Origin of the sequence: Pseudoalteromonas sp. ND6B (assembly GCF_000764215.1) — a bacterium.
In the GTDB taxonomy this organism is placed as follows: Bacteria; Pseudomonadota; Gammaproteobacteria; order Enterobacterales; family Alteromonadaceae; genus Pseudoalteromonas; species Pseudoalteromonas tetraodonis.
In genome coordinates this window covers 27,359-44,655 of sequence record NZ_JQFL01000001.1, presented here as the reverse complement: position 1 = coordinate 44,655, position 17,297 = coordinate 27,359, and the positions used below count along the sequence as shown (strand labels likewise).

Genomic DNA, 17,297 nt, shown 5'->3' with positions numbered 1-17,297 from the left:
TACATAATATTAAAAGGAAAACTAAAATGGAAATTTGGAATTTATTTACTGATTTTATTGTGCAATCAATCACCTTTTTTACCCAAGAAGTGGGCGTAAGCCAAGCGGTTGCAATTATTTTGTTTACCGTTATTGGACGATTAGTTTTAATGCCGATTAACCTTGTTGCTATGGTTAACATGGTTAGAAATAAAAAAGCAATTGCCGCCCTAAAACCTGAGCTAGATAGCATAAAAAGCAACTATAAAGACCAGCCCAGTGAAATCGTAAAATTAACTATGGCTCTGTATAAAAAGCACAATATTAAATTTATAGATAAAAAAAGTGTGATTAATATGGCAAGCCAAGGGGTATTTGGCCTTGGAACTTTTCAAGCTCTGCAACAAATTGTATTGAATAGTAAATTTGCTTGGATTACCAGTATTGCAAAGCCTGATATTGCGCTTTCGTTATTAGTGGGGGCTATTACATATTTATCTATGATGATGCCAGGTAGCGCAGAACAAACCAGCACTTTATTGTTCCTAATTCCCGCAATTATTTGTGTGGTTACTCTCGTTAATTTTCCTTCTGCAATTGGCTTATACTGGGCTACATCAAGTAGTACTAGCTTATTGCAGTCATTATTAGTAAATAAGTATTTTAAAAACCATCAGCCGCAGCATGCTTTGTAAAAGTCGCTAAACAAAGGAATGGCAATAATGAATATGTGTTATCAACCCACAGCCGATTTAATGGCTTCTGCACAGTTAACCTACACCAACATGCGTGGATATTATGAGTATTATGGTGTTGATTGGCAGCAACTTAAAATATGTGAGCAAATTTCAGACCTTGAAAATTGGGATGTTTTGTTAAATGGCGATTTAGTGGGTGCAATGCGCTTGGCTTTCGATGATGAGGGTTGCTATATACGTGACTTACAAGTAGATGCTGCGTTTCAAAATATGGGTATTGGTGCTGCAGCAATTAGTGAGTGTTCTCGTTTAGCTGTGCACAGAGGTGCTATGCAACTTAGGCTTCGCGTTTTTAAAATAAGCCCTGCGCACAAGCTTTACACACGTTCAGGTTTCAGCATAGATAAAGAAGACGACAGGTTTTATTATATGTCTAAAAGCTTAGTTTAATGAGCGTGACTTTTATTTTAAAAATTAATGTTGCTCAGTCACTGTAGATTAATATTCGCTCATTCAAACTGCTATCCCGACAATTTAATAAAATAGTTATGGATAGATTATGCGCTTTTTTACAAACAAAACAGCCACATTGAGTGTTTGCTTTTTATTGCTTGGCACGGGTTTTATGCTGATAGAGCACAGTCTGTATCAATATGTTGATCATAATGGTGTTCTACATGAAAGCTTGTTTATGCCCTTGAGCATACTGTGTTTTGCTTTGGGGTTATTTTTTGTGGCCAGTTTATTAGCCCGCAAAGTAATAGAGCTCTTTAAAAGCACAAGGGCAGAGGAAAGTTAACCTCAGCGTTTATTGCTCATTATTTAAGTTAGCGGGTTCTAATAAATTAAATGTCGGTAAGCGCCATTTAAAACGAACTGATGCCATGCGTATAAAATACCCAACAACTAAACTTGCAACCACGCTGATATTGTCGTCAATGTTGTAGTGATGGAGTGCTAAGTATAAACACGCAACTATCAGCGCTACGCTTGCGTAGAGTTCATGGTGTAATACCAGTGGTGCTTGGCGACAAATTAAATCACGCAATAATCCACCAAATACGCCGGTCACAATAGCAGCGACCACACAAATACCATAGTGCAAACCCATATTAAGCCCTACTTGGGAGCCAATAATACTAAATGCGGCAAGCCCTAAGGCATCTAAACGCATAAATATGCCTTTAAATTTAACCACCCATTTTGCTAGCCAAGTTGTAACAATACCCGCCACGCATGTGATCAGTAAATATTCTGGGTGTTTAACCCACGTTAACGGGTAATTGCCAAGTAAAATATCGCGTACGCTGCCACCCCCAATGGCTGTGGCACTAGCTACTAGCATAACCCCAAACCAATCCATGTTTCTGCGCCCAGCGCTGAGTGCACCGGTCATGGCTTCTGCTGTAATTCCGATGATGTAAACAATAGTGAGTAGCATGAAATAGTCACTTAAACTTTTAAGAGCAAAAATAAAAGTGCGATTGTAGAGATAAAATAGTGCATTGACGAGTGAAAAATTACATTAAAAACAGCCACTTTCAGATTAAAAAAACTAATGTTATAGCAAGGTGTGAATAGGCTGTTAATCTAAAGAGCACTTCTGGTTTGCTGGTAAAAACAGCAAGGACAAATGACCGCAATTAACCCAATAAAGCCCAAATAAATATAAGGGTAAGAGGAGGGGGATTTGGCTACTTTTTAAAGGATGGCCTCACGCAATGAGTTAACTTGAGCCGCGCGCAATTAAACGCGGGGGCAGTAGGGTGCTTTGTACTTGCTCACCACGAATTAATTTGAGTAAGTTTTCAACTAACATTTGCCCCGCTATAGTGGTGTTTTGCTCTATGGTTGTGAGCGGCGGATTAATGTAACTTGCAATAGAAATATTATCAAAACCTATTACGGCTACATCTTTTGGCACGTTAATATTGGCTTCTTTTAATGCCCGTATTGCGCCTATTGCTATAAGGTCGCTGGCAGCAAAAAGTGCATTAAAGGTGATGTTATTAGCAATTAACGAACGCGTGGCGTGATAGCCAGATTCTTCGGTAGAAATTGCATTGGCAATTTTACGATCATTTAAGGTGACACCGTTTTGCTGTAGTTCGTCTTTAAAGCCATTAAAACGGGCAAAAAACTCAGGGCTGTGATCAGAGGCATCGCCAATAAATGCACAATCAGTTCGGTTATGCGCCAGTAAATGCTCAGCGGCAAGTTTACCACCGCCATAATTATCGCAACTTATAGTTAAATCAGGGCGGTTATCAACGCTTGCTCCCCAACAAACAAATTTAGTGTTTTGTTCAAGCAAGGTATTAAATTTTGGTTGAAAATCAATGTAGTCGCCATAGCCTAATAAGATTATTCCATCTGCTCGATGGCTGTCTTCGTAGTCTGCTTGCCAATCAGCGCTGGCTGATTGAAATGAAACAAGTAGATCATAACCTTCTTTTGCACAGGCACGAGTAATACTGCCCAGCATAGCTAAAAAAAACGGATTGATTTGTGATTCATCTGAGGTTGGGTCTTCAAACAACAGCAATGCTAGGGTACTGCTTTGTTGAGTGCGAAGGTTACTGGCGTTTTTGTCTACTTTGTAATTAAGTTTTTTAGCAATATCGTGAACACGTCTTCGTGTTTCGTCATTTACCAGTGGACTATTTCGTAAAGCACGGGAAACTGTAGATTGAGACACCCCAGCATAGTGGGCTATATCAAACGAGGTGGCTTTACCTTTCATCACGATTACTTACTTAAGAGGACAATAAGGGGATATTCTCGTTTATTAGTGATTTTTTTCAAGCTTATTTGTCAATAAAGGCATTTTTTTATTGATTTTTTCATGACACCGGTGTCACAATACGGGCGTTTTATCATTTTGTTGTCAAAACGTATTAGCTACCTTTATTATTAAAGGTAGCATTTTTTACAGTGATAGCTGCTTTGAGGTGATAGCTCAAAGTAAATAAGTATCAATGATACCCCATTAAAATAATAAGTACTCATTACTTAAACAAAAGAGATAACACTATGGGTTTACACTCTAGCACACACTTTGATCCTATTCTGGTTGCCGATATTGGCGGCACAAATGCTCGTTTTGCGTTGATCACTGGGTTCGACGAATCAAGTAATCAATTTACCATTGAGCATAATCATACTTTTCCCAGTGCTAACTATGGATCGCTCGAAAGTGCTACCGAGTACTACTTATCAACAGTGTCTCATATAACCCCTAAACGCGCATGCCTTGCAGTAGCAGGCCCTATAAATGCAGGGCAAGTTCATTTAACTAATTTAGGTTGGCACTTTAGCGTTAATGATTTTAAACACCACTTTGACCTTGCTCAATTAAGCGTTATAAATGACTTTGCTGCTTTTGCCTACGCAGCACCGTATTTAGATCCTTCACAAAATGTCACTGTTAAACCTGGTCAAGCGGATGAGTCTGCCAATATAGGTGTAATGGGCCCAGGCACTGGTTTTGGTGCAGCGTGCTTAGTGAGAACCGCACATTCGTGCGCGGTAATGAGTTCAGAAGGCGGGCATATTTCCTTAGCAGCCGTTAACCAACTCGACGCTCAACTTATTCAAGAACTCAAAAAAGATCACCCTCATGTATCGGTAGAAACGGTATTTTCGGGCCCTGGCATTGCTCATTTGTATAAAGCCATGGCTGCGGTTAAAGGGGTGGCGGCAAAAAATCTAGATGCCGCACAAATTAGTAGCTTAGCCAATAGCGGTGAATGTGAAGTGTGTGATGCAACGCTTAATCAATTTTGTGACTGGATTGGCAGTGTTGCGGGCGATTTAGCATTGGCCTACGGCGCCTTAGGCGGCCTTTATATTGGCGGTGGAATTTTACCACGCATGCAAGCTCGTTTACTTGAAAGTCGCTTTATTGAGCGCTTTTCGCAAAAAGGCATTATGTCGCAGTACACAGGTCAAATTCCGGTGACGTTAGTAACACAAGACAACATCCCATTAATTGGAGCTGCCGCGTGTTTACATACGAGTCAACAGGATTAATCGCTTTGCATAGGTTTGGAAATAAATAGATGAAAAAAGTCACTATAAACAGCGTTGCCAGTCATGCAGGTGTTTCTAAAAAAACCGTATCGCGAGTACTCAACAATGAGCCTAATGTCAGTGCAGCTACACGCGAAAAAGTGTTAGCCGTATTTAAAGAGCTAGATTACACCCCAAACCCAATTGCACGCGGCCTTGCACAAAATCGCAGCTTTATCATTGGTTGCATTTACGATAACCCCAGTAAAAGTTATATCACCCGTGTGCAAACAGGCGCACTGGCTGCCTGCCAAGAGAACAACTATAACTTGCTTATTCATCCTTGTGAGCTCAGGGGCGATGCACTCATTAACAATATTGAGCAGTTATTGCAGTCATCACGCCTTGACGGTTTAGTATTAACCCCGCCATTTTGTGATTTTGGCGAGTTGGTAGATTTTTTAAAGTCGAAAAAAATCCCTTATGCTCGAGTCGCTTCTGCAATTTTAGATGATGATTCTATTTCTGTGACCAGCAACGACGAGCAGGGTGCGTTTGAAATTACCGAGCATTTAATAAACCTAGGACATACGTCTATCGCGTTTATTAAAGGTCACCCAGATCACAGTGCCACTGAGCAGCGTTTTAAAGGTTACAGGCGCGCATTAACAACTCATGGCATTGAATTTAACGAACGCTTAGTTGAAGAGGGTAACTTTAGTTACCATTCAGGGGTAGACAGTGCGCGTAGTATTTTAGATTTATCGCCTCGTCCTACCGCTGTATTTGCATCAAATGACTACATGGCAGCGGCAGTGCTCAAATTAGCCACGCAGCGTAACTTACGTGTACCTGATGATATTTCTATCGCTGGGTTTGATAATGCACCAATAGCGCGCCACATTTGGCCTGGGCTGACCACCATAGCGCAACCTGTAGAAGAAATGACAAAACAAGCCGTTACTCAATTGATCACCCATATTATTGAGCCGCAAGAGTCGCCATATAAAGTGATTTTAGAAGCAAAATTAATCACTCGAGAGTCAACTGCAGCCGTAAAATAAAACCCTTTTTTCACAGTAGCCCGAGTATGAGTGACGCTTACTCGGGCTTTTTTTTGTCTGTACTTTTAATTTTCATTATTTGCTTGCTGGTATTTCACTAAAAATTCACGTTTATTTATTGTACATGTTAAAAAATTGGCTATTTTTATGACTCAGGGTTGACACCGGTGTCAATGTCATGCGTTAATACCCTGACACCGGTGTCAGGGTTGTTGTGAGAGGCTCCCTGGTAGCGTACCTTTGAACGGGTAAGTCAAAGATGCTCAGTACAGTTATTTTCGTGGAGTCTATAATTGTTACTGAGCCTTTATCCTCTAACGAATAGAGATGAGTAAAATTATGTTGCACCCTCGAATTCAAGAAGTCACAGATCGCGTTATTGAGCGCAGTAAACAAACCCGTCAAGCCTATTTAGATCGTATTTCGCACGCAAAAAAACAAACAAGAGTTCGTGCTGGATTAGGCTGTGGCAATATTGCTCATGTAATGGCTGCGTGTAGCAGCGATGACAAAGCGCGTTTAAAAGCAGACGAGGTGCCAAACCTTGCAATTATCAATTCATATAACGACATGTTATCTGCACATGTGCCTTATAAAGAATACCCCGATTTAATTAAAAGCATTGCCACTAAATTTGACGCCACCGCGCAAGTTGCTGGCGGTGTACCTGCGATGTGTGATGGTGTTACGCAAGGGCGTGATGGCATGGAGCTATCGCTTTTTTCTCGTGACGTTATTGCTATGTCTACTGCGGTTTCGTTATCGCATGACGTGTTTGATGGTGTGTTTTGTTTAGGCGTATGTGACAAAATTGTCCCAGGCCTATTAATTGGTGCTTTATCATTTGGTCACTTACCTGTGTATTTTTTACCAGCAGGGCCTATGCAATCAGGTATTCCAAACAAAGACAAAGCACGTGTTCGTCAAAAGTTTGCACAAGGACTGGTATCTCGTGAAGAGCTACTAGAAGCTGAAAGCGCTTCTTATCACAGTGCGGGTACCTGTACGTTTTATGGTACCGCTAACTCAAATCAAATGCTGATGGAAATAATGGGCTTACACTTACCAGGTAGCTCGTTTATAAACCCATACACAGAACTGCGTGATGGCTTAACCGGTAATGCGGTTGAAACCATGCTTAAGCAGCTTACTGAAAACAAAGATGGCCCGTGTTTAGCTGATGTGATCAGCGAAAAAACCATAATTAATGGCTTAGTTGGCTTGTTATCAACAGGTGGCTCAACCAATCATGCAATCCATATTGTGGCGATTGCTAAAGCGGCCGGTATTCAAGTTACATGGAAAGACATGTCTGATTTATCAGCGGTTGTTCCATTACTGACGCGTATTTACCCTAATGGCTCAGCAGATGTTAATCACTTTCAAGCAGCCGGCGGAATGGGCTTCTTAATGCGTGAATTAGCAGGCGCTGGTTACCTTCATACAGACGTAACCACTATTTTAGGCGAAGGTCTTGCACCTTACATGTGTGAGCCACTACTCGATAAAGACGACAACCTAATTATGAGTGATGCGAACGGCCCAAGCAAAGTTAAATGGGTAGCGTGTCCAGAAAACTCACATGATGAAGAAGTACTTCGCCCAGTAAGTAACCCATTTAGTAAGCAAGGTGGTTTACAGCTACTAACGGGTAACTTAGGTAAAGCGGTTATTAAAGTCTCTGCGGTTGCAGAGTCTCATCAAGTGGTGTCGGCACCGGCTAAAGTATTTAGCTCACAAGGTGAGTTACAGGATGCCTATAGCCGTGGCGAACTTAACCAAGATTTTATTGCTGTACTTAAAGAGCAAGGGCCAAAAGCCAAAGGCATGCCTGAGCTTCATAAGCTCACACCGGTAATGGCAACATTACAAGATCAGGGCTATAAAGTGGCTATTGTTACCGACGGTCGTATGTCGGGCGCATCAGGCAAAGTACCAGCGGCAATCCATTTAGCACCTGAAGCGGTTGAAGGTGGGATTATTGCTAAAATTCATGAAGGCGATATTGTTACTCTAGATGCGCCAAATGGTATTTTAAAACTGCATGTTAGCGATGAAGAGCTTGCACAGCGTGAGCTACAAATTAGCCAAGCAAGCCAAACGTTTGGTACAGGTCGTGAATTATTTACTGGATTTAGAAACATAGTAAGCAGTGCCGATTTAGGTGCAAGTGCTTTTGGACTTGAATAATAATTAGCCATATTGGGTAATGAGGAACAAGTAATGAGTATTGAAAAAATCTTAGCATCGGCACCGGTAGTGCCAGTGGTGGTAATCGAAAAATTAGAAGATGCAGCACCACTTGCAAGAGCGTTATATAACGGTGGCCTAAAAGCACTTGAAATTACACTGCGTACACCCATTGCAGCTGAGGCTGTAAAGCTAATGAAAGCAGAAGTGCCCGAAGCTTATGTTGGTACAGGTACTGTGGTTGATAAAGCAAGCTTTAACGCATCAGTAGAGGCGGGTGCTGACTTTATGGTAAGCCCAGGTGTTAGCGATGAGTTATTAGCGCTGGCAAAAGAGTCTACTATTCCATTTTTACCCGGTGCAGCGACCCCAAGCGAAGTGATGAACTTAGCTGCTCATGGTTTCAAATTCTTAAAGTTTTTTCCTGCAGAAGCTGCAGGCGGTGCTGCTATGCTTAAATCTATTGGCGGCCCATTACCTGATATTACTTTTTGTCCAACCGGTGGCATTAGTTTAGCAACCGCACCTGATTACTTAGCACTTAACAATGTTATTTGTGTAGGTGGTACCTGGATGTTAGATAAGCAACTTATTGAAAATAAAGACTGGCAAGCTATTGAAACGCTTGCTCGCCAAGCATGTGAAGTTAATAGGAGTCAAAAATGATTAATGTAGCAATTAATGGCTACGGCCGAATTGGTCGTAATGTATTACGTGCACTGTATGAATCAGCGCAAAATAATGAAATTAAAATTGTGGCTATTAACGATTTAGCCCCAGCCAATGTAAATGCTCATCTGACTCAGTTTGACTCAGTACATGGTCGTTTTTCACAGCAAGTAACGCTTAAAGACAACACCATGTTAATTGGCGATGATGTGATCACCTTAACGCAAGAACGCGATCCTGCTAATTTACCGTGGAAAGCGTTAAACGTTGACATAGTACTTGAATGTACAGGGTTATTTACGTCACGTGAAGCGGCTAATAAGCATATTGAAGCCGGTGCTAAAAAAGTAGTGGTATCGGCACCTGGTACAGATATGGATGCAACGGTAGTTCATGGTGTAAACAGCGATGTAATTAATGCCGATAGCAATATCATCTCAAACGCGTCGTGTACAACTAACTGTTTAGCACCAGTGGCCAAAGCAATAAACGATACGGTAGGGATTGAACAAGGTAGCATGACTACTATTCATGCTTACACCAACGATCAAAATTTATCTGACGTATACCACCCAGATTTATACCGCGCGCGTAGTGCGACTCAATCTATGATCCCAACTAAAACGGGCGCTGCAAAAGCGGTTGGTTTAGTATTGCCTGAGCTGGCAGGTAAATTAGATGGCATGGCGGTACGTGTACCTACAATTAATGTGTCGTTAGTTGATTTAACGTTTATTGCTAAACGTGACACAAGCATTGAAGAAATTAACCAAGTGGTTAAAGCAGCCTCAGAAGGGCCAATGAAAGGTATTTTAGAGTACAACGAGCTGCCGCTTGTTTCTATCGACTTTAACCATAACCCAGCTTCATCTATTTTTGATGCAACGCAAACACGTGCTGATGGTAAATTAGTTAAAGTAATGGCGTGGTACGACAACGAATGGGGTTTCTCAAACCGCATGTTAGATCAAGTTAAAGCGCTGGGTGCCTATTTATAAATTTTCCGTGTAGTTAATTTAGCTTTATCCAGCCAAGCCACGCATTGCGTGGCTTTTTTTGTGTTTTAGTTAGCCCAAAATTTGCTAGAATATGCGCACTAGAATAGGGACTGCATATTATATTAAGGAAAATAATGCTAAAACACGTCACTAAAAAAATATTTCGCACCAGTCACTTGCAAATTGGTGAGGGTAATATCAGCGGTTATATTGCTTGCTTTTTGGCAATATTAAGTTGCTTGGGAGTGCTTGCATTCCACTTCCCTGAATATTTAACGACTCCAGAATTGCGTAAAAGTTATAGCGTCGAGTTTTTACGTCAACTTATGTTTGTTGCCCTTATTATCTCAGGAAGCCTGGGTTTACTTAATTTTGTACGAAATACCAATAAGCGCTTGGGGGCGACTGCGTGGTTTTTTATTGTACTGGCAATTGGCTTTGGCGGCCCGAATGTTGAAGTGAATGACTTTGCCGATAACACCCCTTATATTGGCTTAGATTGGTTTATATTAGACTTATTAGGCTCAACCTTAATTTTTATTTTAATTGAAAAACTACTTCCGCATCGAAAAGAGCAAAAAATACTGCGTAGTGAATGGCGCGGGGATTTAAACCATTTCTTTGTCAATCATCTAATAGTGGGCTTTGTATTACTGGTTACTAATCATTTTGTTCATTATGGTTTTGGTTGGGCGGTGTCGAGCACATTACAAGGTTACATAGCGCAAATGCCGTTTATACTGCAGCTATTTTTAATTATTTTGGTGGCTGATTTAATGCAGTATTGGACACATCGTGCGTATCACGAAGTCCCCTTTTTATGGCGATTTCATGGTGTGCACCACAGTGCCAAAGAAATGGACTGGCTCGCAGGCTCTCGTCAGCACATTTTAGAAATACTGGTTACCCGTAGTTTAGTGTTAACGCCTATATTTGTGCTGGGTTTTTCACAGCAAATTATTAGTTTGTACGTTATTATTGTAGGCTTTCAAGCGGTATTTAATCACGCTAACGTAAATGTAAAATTTGGGTGGTTAAAGTATTTTATAGTTACACCGCAGTTTCATCATTGGCATCACGCATCCGATAAAGCCGCAATTGATAGAAATTACGCAGCTCATTTTTCGTTTTTAGATTACTTGTTTGGGACTGTAGTAAAAGGGCAAGCAGAGTGGCCTAAAGAATATGGGGTTGTGGGTGATTACATGCCTGTAGGTATGCTAAAGCAACAAATTTACCCGTTTAAAAAACAAAAATAGTGTTCATTCTAGCTTGCGGCCATAATATTAATGGCCGCATAACCACTATAAAAAGTCAGCTAATGCGCTAAGTGTTGGCCGCTGTGCGATATTTTTGCTCATGCATTGCTGTGCAATATGTTTTAAGTGCATGACTTCAGCGCTTTGCTCTTGGCAGGTTGTGAGTAAATCCTCGATTAAACACCCTAAAGCACGCACTTCTATTAACTGCATTTGTTGACGTTGATAGTCACTGAGCATAGTAAGATCAGTGGCCGCGCCAAAATCCCCAAACAGCACACGCGCGTGCGGGTCAACCATGGTATTGTGCGCATATATATCACCATGGCTTATATTGTGCTGGTGCAAGTGGGCCATAGTGCTAACCATTTGCTGCGCTATGGCATAAATTGCGTGGGTAGAGTAGTGGCAATCGCTTTCAAATGTATCTCTAGTACAGGTATCAAGGCTGGGCGGTAAGCCAAGATTCGTAAAGCTTGTATCAATTAACTCCATCACTAAACCAAGCTGTTGCTGTTGTTCAATGTAAGCCAGTACTTTAATTAAGTTTGGATGCTCAAGCGCTTGCAAGCAGCAACTAACTTCATCCAGCGGGTAACCATCGCTTGTAATAGTCCCTTTAAATAACTTAACAGCAACCGGCTCTTTATTCGTTGAATAAGCAAGATGGATAATCCCTGATGCGCCTTGGCCTATTACTTTACTGAGCGAGTAGTCACTCAGTGGTTTATTGGCTAAATTTGATTGGGTAAGGCACTGTGATTTATTAAAGCAATTACCTGCAAATGCAAGCCAAGTCAGCTTTGGTAGTTCAAATAGCCAATCATCAATTTGAGTTAACTGATTTGCAGAGAGCCTAATTAGTTCCAGGTTATGGCAGTTTGCCATGCTTATTGGTAGCTCACTGAGCTGATTACCTGCCAATGCCAGCTTCTTAAGCGCAGTGTATTGTCCAAATGTTGCAGGCAGCTTAGCTATTTTATTATCTGTAAGAATAAGCCATTCAATCGCTTTAGGTAGGCAGTGATCTGCAAATTCAGTGATGTAATTACCTTTAAATGCAACCATGATCAAAGCAGGGCACTTAGCAAGTATTTTAGGTATATGTTTAAACTGATTAAACGATAAAAACAGTCGTTTTAATTTTGTTAAGCAGGCAAATTCATCAGGTAAATCAGATAAGTTATTATTAGATAAATCCAAGACTTCGAGGGTATCCGCGAGGGTAAAAATTTCCTCTGGAAAGTGGCTTAGCGCTTCAACTAATTGTAGGTGTTTTGCACCATGTAATTGGCCGCTGCGAAGTTGTGAAAGGGTATTCAAAATTAATAATCCATTTTAAAATCAACAAAAAGGCCAACTAAGTTGGCCTTTAAACACGATTAAGCTTTAACGCTTAAAATTGTGCGTTGTGGTACACGTTTTGTACGTCGTCACAATTTTCAAGCATGGCTAAAAAGCGTTCCATCACTTCTACATCTTCGCCTTCAATAGGGGCTTCTACTTGGGGTACAAAGGCAATTAAGTCTTCGTCAAATTCTGTCACACCCATTTCTTCAAGTGCGGTACGCGTATTGTTGTATTCAGTGTGTGGAGCAAATACGGTCACTTTACCGTTTTCTACTTCTACATCGGTTACATCAACGTCAGCCATCATTAGCGCTTCAAGAACAGTTTCATCGTCGTCACCGTCAAATACAAAAATAGCAAGGTGATCAAATAAGTGTGATACCGAGTTTTGTGCGCCAATTTTAGCGTTTGCTTTAGTAAAACATACACGTACATCAGCAAAGGTACGTTTGTTGTTGTCGGTTAAACAGTCAACAATAATCATGCAATTACCTGGGCCGTAACCTTCGTAGCGCGTAGCTGCATAGTCTTCACCGCCGCCGCCTTTGGCTTTATCAATGGCGCGTTCAATTACGTGAGCCGGTACTTGATCTTTTTTAGCGCGTTCAATTAAACGACGCAGTGCTAGGTTACCGTCTGGATCAACACCGCCGTTTTTAGCACAAATATAAATTTCTTTACCGTATTTTGAATAAACTTTAGTTTTAGCACCCGCAGTTTTAGCCATTGAATCTTTTTTGTTTTGGTAAGCTCTTCCCATCTGCGTTTCGCCTTAATATGTATAAATAATTGAAAAAATTTGCAAGCCCATATTCTAAAGGTAAATGCGGGGCAGGGCTAGTAAGTATTGAGATTGATTACTAAGTAACGGGGGGAACAGTTATTATGAATGGAAAATAAAACAACCCGCCGAAGCGGGTTGTTTAATACCTTACAATCAATGAAGGGTTGTCAGGGGATTACCAAATACGAACACGTTCGTCTTCTGGTAAGTACAACTCATCACCTGGTTTTACATCAAATGCTTTGTACCAAGCGTCGTGGTTACGAGGAGCTTGTGCTCTAAAGCGGCCTGGCGCATGCGTACCGCCACGTAATTGGTTTAACATGCTTTGCTCAGTACGTTTTTCTTTCCATACTTGTGCCCACGCTAAGAAGAAACGTTGATCACCGGTTACACCATCAATCACAGGGGCTTCTTTACCATTTAGGCTTAGTTTGTAAGCATGATAAGCCATGGCTAAACCACCTACATCACCAATATTTTCACCTAAGCTGTTGCGGCCATTTACAAAGTTACCCGGAATTGGCTCATATTTGCTGTACTGAGCCGCCAGTTTGTCGGCTTTAGCATCAAAAGCAGCACGGTCTTCGTCAGTCCACCAGTTACGTTGTATGCCATTAGCATCTGATTTTGACCCTTGGTCATCAAAGCCATGGCCCATTTCGTGGCCAATCACGGCACCAATACCACCGTAGTTTACCGCAGGATCTGCATTTGGATCGAAAAACGGCGGTTGTAAAATAGCGGCAGGAAATACAATTTCATTAAATGAGCTATTGTAATAAGCATTTACACGTTGTGGTGTCATACCCCAGCGATTGCGGTCGGTTTTCTTAAGCTCTTTTTCAACGCTATCGGCTTGGAAAAACTCACGCATATTTTTTACATTAGCCATTAAATCATTTTTGCTAATACTTAAGCCTTCGTAAGATTGCCATTCGTCTGGGTAACCAATTTTTGGCACAAACGCCGCTAATTTTGCACGCGCATTTACTTTTGTTTCTGCGCCCATCCAATCTAGGTTATCAATACGCTCGCCAAGGGCTGTGCGTAAGTTTTCAACCAGCTCAGACATTTGCTGCTTCGATGACTCAGGGAAGTAACGATCTACATAAATTTTACCAATCGCAAAGCCTAGTGAACTAGTGCCTGACATTTGGCTGATCGCACGTTTCCAGCGCGGACGAGGCTCTTGTTGACCATTTAACTCTTTACCAAAGAAAGCAAAGCTGGTGTTAAATATGTCTTCTGACAACAGCCCAGCGTTACCATTAATTGCATGGTATGTTAGGTAGTCTTTCCATACGCTTATATCTTCGTTGTTGATTAAATCAATCATGGCCTTTACAGGTTCAGGCTGCGACACGTTTAGCTGCGGTACTTTGTAACCTGTTTGCGCAAAGTATAAATCCCAATTAAATCCAGGGTACTGGGTACTTAACTCGTCGCGTTTTATTTGGTTTAACGTTATGTCACGATTACGGCGTTTTTCACGTGGCCAATGACCTTCTGCAATTTTTGTCTCTAGCGCTAAAATTGCTTGTGCACGTTCAGTGGTATTTTCAACACCAGCAAATTTAAGCATGTCGGCAATATGTGCAACATAGGCTTCACGAGTTTTTACAAAACGCTCTGCATCTTCAAGGTAATATGAACGATCAGGTAAGCCTAAACCACCAGCACCTAACGACATTTCGTATTTATTAGGATCTAAGCGGTTAAACCACATACCACCACCAATTGGGGCGCTAACACCAGTGAGCCATGAATTACCAAAGATTTTTGCTAAGTCATCAGTTGAGTCGACAGCGTTAATATCGTTAAGCAATGGCTTAATGGGAGTCACACCAAGCTTATTAAGCGTGTCGGTATCCATGTACGAATTATAAAAATCAGCAACTAGTTGCTCTTCTGCATTTAAATTGTCACGTGCTGCAATATCTTCAATAATTTCTTTTACACGCTCTTCACTGCGTTCAGCTAACGCAGAAAACGCACCATAGCGTGTTTTATCTGCTGGCATTTCGTAGTTGTCGTACCATGAACCGCTGGCATACATAAAAAAGTCATCGCCTGGTTTTACAGCTTCATTGCGGGCAGTTAAATCAACCCCAAAAGTGCCTAATTCAGCTTGCTCAGTTGCTTGTGGTTTTTCAGCGACGGCTGCGACTTGCTCAGTTTTTGTAGTTTGTGGCTCTGAACAGCCGGTAATAAATGTAGCGGCGAGTGCCGCTGCAATTAAACTTTTTTTCATTACTTTCCCCTATGAATTCACGTTATTTAATTCGTTATATTTTTGTTATAAAAATAGCTATTTGATTGTATTGATAACTTCACTTCAAACAAACCTTTTGAGGTGAATAACCTTACCGGTCGATAAGATGAATAAAATACTATCGAAAATAGCAAAAAACACTCAACTACTTCAATCGTTCTTGAGCGGCTTAGTTTATTGCGCCTTTGACTGCTTTTGCTGTAATGCCCACATACGGGCATATTCACCGTTTTGATTTAGTAGTTCTTGGTGTTTGCCTTGTTCAATAATTTCACCAGCTTTTAAAACAATAATTGAGTCTGCATCGGTTATGGTCGAAAGTCGGTGTGCAATAACAATACTGGTGTGATCATTTGCCACTTCACGCATTGCTTTTAAAATAGCTTGCTCTGCATGAGAGTCGAGCGCAGAGGTTGCTTCATCAAAGATTAAGATGGGTGATTGCTTTAAAATAGCACGGGCAATGGCAATCCGTTGTTTTTCACCCCCTGAGACTTTTAACCCGCGCTCACCGACGAGGGTTTTATCGCCTTTGTCTAAGCTATTTATAAAGTCGGTTAAGTGCGCCATGTTAATTGCTTTATTTATTTCATCTTCAGTTGCTGAGGGTCTGCCATAGGCAATATTCTCACGGATGGTGCTATTAAACAGCACAGTATCTTGGGGGACTATCGCAATGGCTTTACGCAAGCTTGCAAGAGTAACTGTATTAATTGCTTGTTTATCTATGCTAATAGTGCCTGATGACAGCTCATAAAAGCGATACAGTAATCGGGCTAATGAGCTTTTTCCTGCACCACTTGCACCCACAATCGCGACTTTTGAGCCGGCAGCAACATTAAAGCTAATGCTTTTTAAAATAGGCCTTTTACTGTCGTAGTGAAAGCTTACTTTATCAAAGTTAATTTCACCTTGTTTAATGACCAATTCTTTAGCCTCATAAGCATCCGCCACTTTAGGTTGTGTATTAAGCAGGCCGAGCATGTTTTCAAGGTCGGTGAGGGCACGGCGTATTTCGCGATACACAAACCCTAAAAAGTTGAGCGGTAAAAAGAGTTGAATCATATACGCATTGATCATCACCAGTTCACCAATCGTTAACTCGCCCGTGACAACTTCGCTTGCGCCAAGCCACATTAATGCGGTTATTGCACAGGCAATTATGAGTGCTTGCCCTGAATTTAGCGCCAGTAACGAGAGTCTGTTTTTTAATCGTGCTTGTTCCCAGGTTGCTAAAAACGTATCGTAAGTTTTAGCTTCATACTCTTCGTTATTAAAGTATTTAACGGTTTCGTAATTTAATAAGCTGTCGATGGCGCGGGTGTTACTTTGGTTGTCGGCAGCATTTGACTCGCGAATAAAGCGGTTTCGCCATTGGGTAACCGTCACCGTAAAAAAGATATAAATAGCCACAGCAAGTAGGGTGATCAGCGCAAACCAAATAGAAAATAAGGTGCCAAAAATAATCGCCACGGTCATTATTTCAAACAACGTGGGCACAATATTAAACATTAAAAAGCGCATTAAAAAGCTCAAACCACTGGTGCCGCGCTCTATGTCTCGACTTATACCGCCAGTTTGCCTGTTTAAATGAAAGGCTAAATCTAACGAGTGCAAATGTTTAAATACTTTAAGGCCAATATCACGCATGGCATGCTCGGTGACTCGAGAAAATACAGCATCGCGTACTTCACCTAAAAACACGCTGGCAAATCGCAGTGCGCCGTACATAACGAGTAATAAGGTTGGGACGAGCAGTAGCGGGTTAATTGATTTATCAACCGCATCAATTATTTCTTTTAAAGCCCATGGCATAAGCAGTGTCGCGCCTTTAGCACCCACAAGCGATAATATGGCAATAAGCACACGCCCTTTAAATTTAGTGATATAAGGCCAAAGAGTTTGAATGCTTTGTTTTAAATTCATAGCGTCGGGGCGTTTTACTGAACTTTGTCTGGAGCGCATCGAGGATCTCAGTATTGTTTTTATATAAATGAATTAGCTTAATGTTGGCTATTGT

The 17,297-nt window shown here is 41.2% G+C and carries 15 protein-coding genes; 9 read left to right on the top strand and 6 right to left on the bottom strand.

Annotated features, from left to right (window positions below):
- Window positions 1-26: 26 nt before the first annotated feature.
- From yidC to ND6B_RS18705, 3 genes are all read left to right on the top strand, one after another.
- The gene (yidC, locus tag ND6B_RS18695) at window positions 27-674 is read left to right on the top strand and encodes a membrane protein insertase YidC (RefSeq protein ID WP_033102488.1); all 648 of its coding nucleotides are present in this window, start codon (window positions 27-29) and stop codon (window positions 672-674) included.
- A gap of 27 nt (window positions 675-701) precedes the next feature.
- Window positions 702-1,127, top strand: coding sequence for a GNAT family N-acetyltransferase (locus tag ND6B_RS18700; RefSeq protein WP_033102487.1), 426 nt, complete (start codon window positions 702-704; stop codon window positions 1,125-1,127).
- Window positions 1,128-1,236: 109 nt separating this feature from the next.
- A complete protein-coding gene (locus tag ND6B_RS18705; RefSeq protein ID WP_033102486.1) occupies window positions 1,237-1,476 on the top strand; it encodes a DUF3955 domain-containing protein in 240 nt (79 codons plus the stop codon).
- A gap of 9 nt (window positions 1,477-1,485) precedes the next feature.
- Here ND6B_RS18705 and ND6B_RS18710 read toward each other — a convergent pair whose 3' ends face one another.
- Together ND6B_RS18710 and ND6B_RS18715 are read right to left on the bottom strand one after the other, a co-directional pair.
- The gene (locus ND6B_RS18710) at window positions 1,486-2,118 is read right to left on the bottom strand and encodes a trimeric intracellular cation channel family protein (protein ID WP_016899970.1); all 633 of its coding nucleotides are present in this window, start codon (window positions 2,116-2,118) and stop codon (window positions 1,486-1,488) included.
- A gap of 285 nt (window positions 2,119-2,403) precedes the next feature.
- Window positions 2,404-3,420, bottom strand: a complete 1,017-nt coding sequence (locus ND6B_RS18715) for a LacI family DNA-binding transcriptional regulator (RefSeq protein WP_013464820.1) — start codon at window positions 3,418-3,420, stop codon at window positions 2,404-2,406.
- 290 nt (window positions 3,421-3,710) lie between these two features.
- On the opposite strand from ND6B_RS18715, the gene glk reads away from it, so the two are divergent.
- The 6 genes from glk (at window position 3,711) to ND6B_RS18745 (ending at window position 10,868) form a co-directional block, all read left to right on the top strand.
- A complete protein-coding gene (gene glk / locus ND6B_RS18720; RefSeq protein WP_016899969.1) occupies window positions 3,711-4,709 on the top strand; it encodes a glucokinase in 999 nt (332 codons plus the stop codon).
- A gap of 29 nt (window positions 4,710-4,738) precedes the next feature.
- Window positions 4,739-5,752, top strand: a complete 1,014-nt coding sequence (locus ND6B_RS18725) for a LacI family DNA-binding transcriptional regulator (RefSeq protein WP_008110549.1) — start codon at window positions 4,739-4,741, stop codon at window positions 5,750-5,752.
- A gap of 339 nt (window positions 5,753-6,091) precedes the next feature.
- Entirely contained in the window at window positions 6,092-7,942 is a 1,851-nt protein-coding gene (gene edd / locus ND6B_RS18730; RefSeq protein ID WP_029609981.1) for a phosphogluconate dehydratase, read from the top strand.
- 33 nt (window positions 7,943-7,975) lie between these two features.
- Window positions 7,976-8,608, top strand: a complete 633-nt coding sequence (eda, locus tag ND6B_RS18735) for a bifunctional 4-hydroxy-2-oxoglutarate aldolase/2-dehydro-3-deoxy-phosphogluconate aldolase (protein ID WP_013464823.1) — start codon at window positions 7,976-7,978, stop codon at window positions 8,606-8,608.
- Window positions 8,605-9,609: a type I glyceraldehyde-3-phosphate dehydrogenase gene (gap, locus tag ND6B_RS18740; RefSeq protein WP_013464824.1), complete on the top strand. Its 1,005-nt coding sequence runs from the start codon at window positions 8,605-8,607 to the stop codon at window positions 9,607-9,609. Before eda ends, gap begins: the two co-directional genes overlap by 4 nt.
- A gap of 134 nt (window positions 9,610-9,743) precedes the next feature.
- A complete protein-coding gene (locus tag ND6B_RS18745) occupies window positions 9,744-10,868 on the top strand; it encodes a sterol desaturase family protein (RefSeq protein ID WP_016899967.1) in 1,125 nt (374 codons plus the stop codon).
- Window positions 10,869-10,913: 45 nt separating this feature from the next.
- Here the strand turns inward: ND6B_RS18745 and ND6B_RS18750 are convergent, their stop codons facing one another.
- The 4 genes from ND6B_RS18750 to ND6B_RS18765 all read right to left on the bottom strand — a co-directional run bounded on the left by ND6B_RS18750 (window position 10,914) and on the right by ND6B_RS18765 (window position 17,242).
- Window positions 10,914-12,191: a protein kinase gene (locus ND6B_RS18750; RefSeq protein WP_016899966.1), complete on the bottom strand. Its 1,278-nt coding sequence runs from the start codon at window positions 12,189-12,191 to the stop codon at window positions 10,914-10,916.
- A gap of 73 nt (window positions 12,192-12,264) precedes the next feature.
- Window positions 12,265-12,978: a YebC/PmpR family DNA-binding transcriptional regulator gene (locus ND6B_RS18755; RefSeq protein WP_016899965.1), complete on the bottom strand. Its 714-nt coding sequence runs from the start codon at window positions 12,976-12,978 to the stop codon at window positions 12,265-12,267.
- A gap of 199 nt (window positions 12,979-13,177) precedes the next feature.
- Window positions 13,178-15,256 (bottom strand): M13 family metallopeptidase, encoded by a 2,079-nt coding sequence (locus tag ND6B_RS18760; protein WP_013464828.1) that lies wholly within the window; start codon window positions 15,254-15,256, stop codon window positions 13,178-13,180.
- A gap of 195 nt (window positions 15,257-15,451) precedes the next feature.
- Window positions 15,452-17,242 carry an ABCB family ABC transporter ATP-binding protein/permease gene (locus tag ND6B_RS18765; RefSeq protein WP_016899964.1) on the bottom strand — a complete coding sequence of 597 codons (1,791 nt, stop codon included), beginning with the start codon at window positions 17,240-17,242 and terminating at the stop codon, window positions 15,452-15,454.
- Between the last annotated feature and the right edge of the window lie 55 nt (window positions 17,243-17,297).

What these genes read in the sequence shown, in the direction of transcription:
- yidC (WP_033102488.1), top strand. Translation starts at nt 27, where the DNA reads ATGGAAATTTGGAATTTATTTACTGATTTTATTGTGCAATCAATCACC.
- ND6B_RS18700 (WP_033102487.1), top strand. Translation starts at nt 702, where the DNA reads ATGAATATGTGTTATCAACCCACAGCCGATTTAATGGCTTCTGCACAG.
- ND6B_RS18705 (WP_033102486.1), top strand. Translation starts at nt 1,237, where the DNA reads ATGCGCTTTTTTACAAACAAAACAGCCACATTGAGTGTTTGCTTTTTA.
- ND6B_RS18710 (WP_016899970.1), bottom strand. Translation starts at nt 2,118, where the DNA reads ATGCTACTCACTATTGTTTACATCATCGGAATTACAGCAGAAGCCATG.
- ND6B_RS18715 (WP_013464820.1), bottom strand. Translation starts at nt 3,420, where the DNA reads ATGAAAGGTAAAGCCACCTCGTTTGATATAGCCCACTATGCTGGGGTG.
- glk (WP_016899969.1), top strand. Translation starts at nt 3,711, where the DNA reads ATGGGTTTACACTCTAGCACACACTTTGATCCTATTCTGGTTGCCGAT.
- ND6B_RS18725 (WP_008110549.1), top strand. Translation starts at nt 4,739, where the DNA reads ATGAAAAAAGTCACTATAAACAGCGTTGCCAGTCATGCAGGTGTTTCT.
- edd (WP_029609981.1), top strand. Translation starts at nt 6,092, where the DNA reads ATGTTGCACCCTCGAATTCAAGAAGTCACAGATCGCGTTATTGAGCGC.
- eda (WP_013464823.1), top strand. Translation starts at nt 7,976, where the DNA reads ATGAGTATTGAAAAAATCTTAGCATCGGCACCGGTAGTGCCAGTGGTG.
- gap (WP_013464824.1), top strand. Translation starts at nt 8,605, where the DNA reads ATGATTAATGTAGCAATTAATGGCTACGGCCGAATTGGTCGTAATGTA.
- ND6B_RS18745 (WP_016899967.1), top strand. Translation starts at nt 9,744, where the DNA reads ATGCTAAAACACGTCACTAAAAAAATATTTCGCACCAGTCACTTGCAA.
- ND6B_RS18755 (WP_016899965.1), bottom strand. Translation starts at nt 12,978, where the DNA reads ATGGGAAGAGCTTACCAAAACAAAAAAGATTCAATGGCTAAAACTGCG.
- ND6B_RS18760 (WP_013464828.1), bottom strand. Translation starts at nt 15,256, where the DNA reads ATGAAAAAAAGTTTAATTGCAGCGGCACTCGCCGCTACATTTATTACC.
- ND6B_RS18765 (WP_016899964.1), bottom strand. Translation starts at nt 17,242, where the DNA reads ATGCGCTCCAGACAAAGTTCAGTAAAACGCCCCGACGCTATGAATTTA.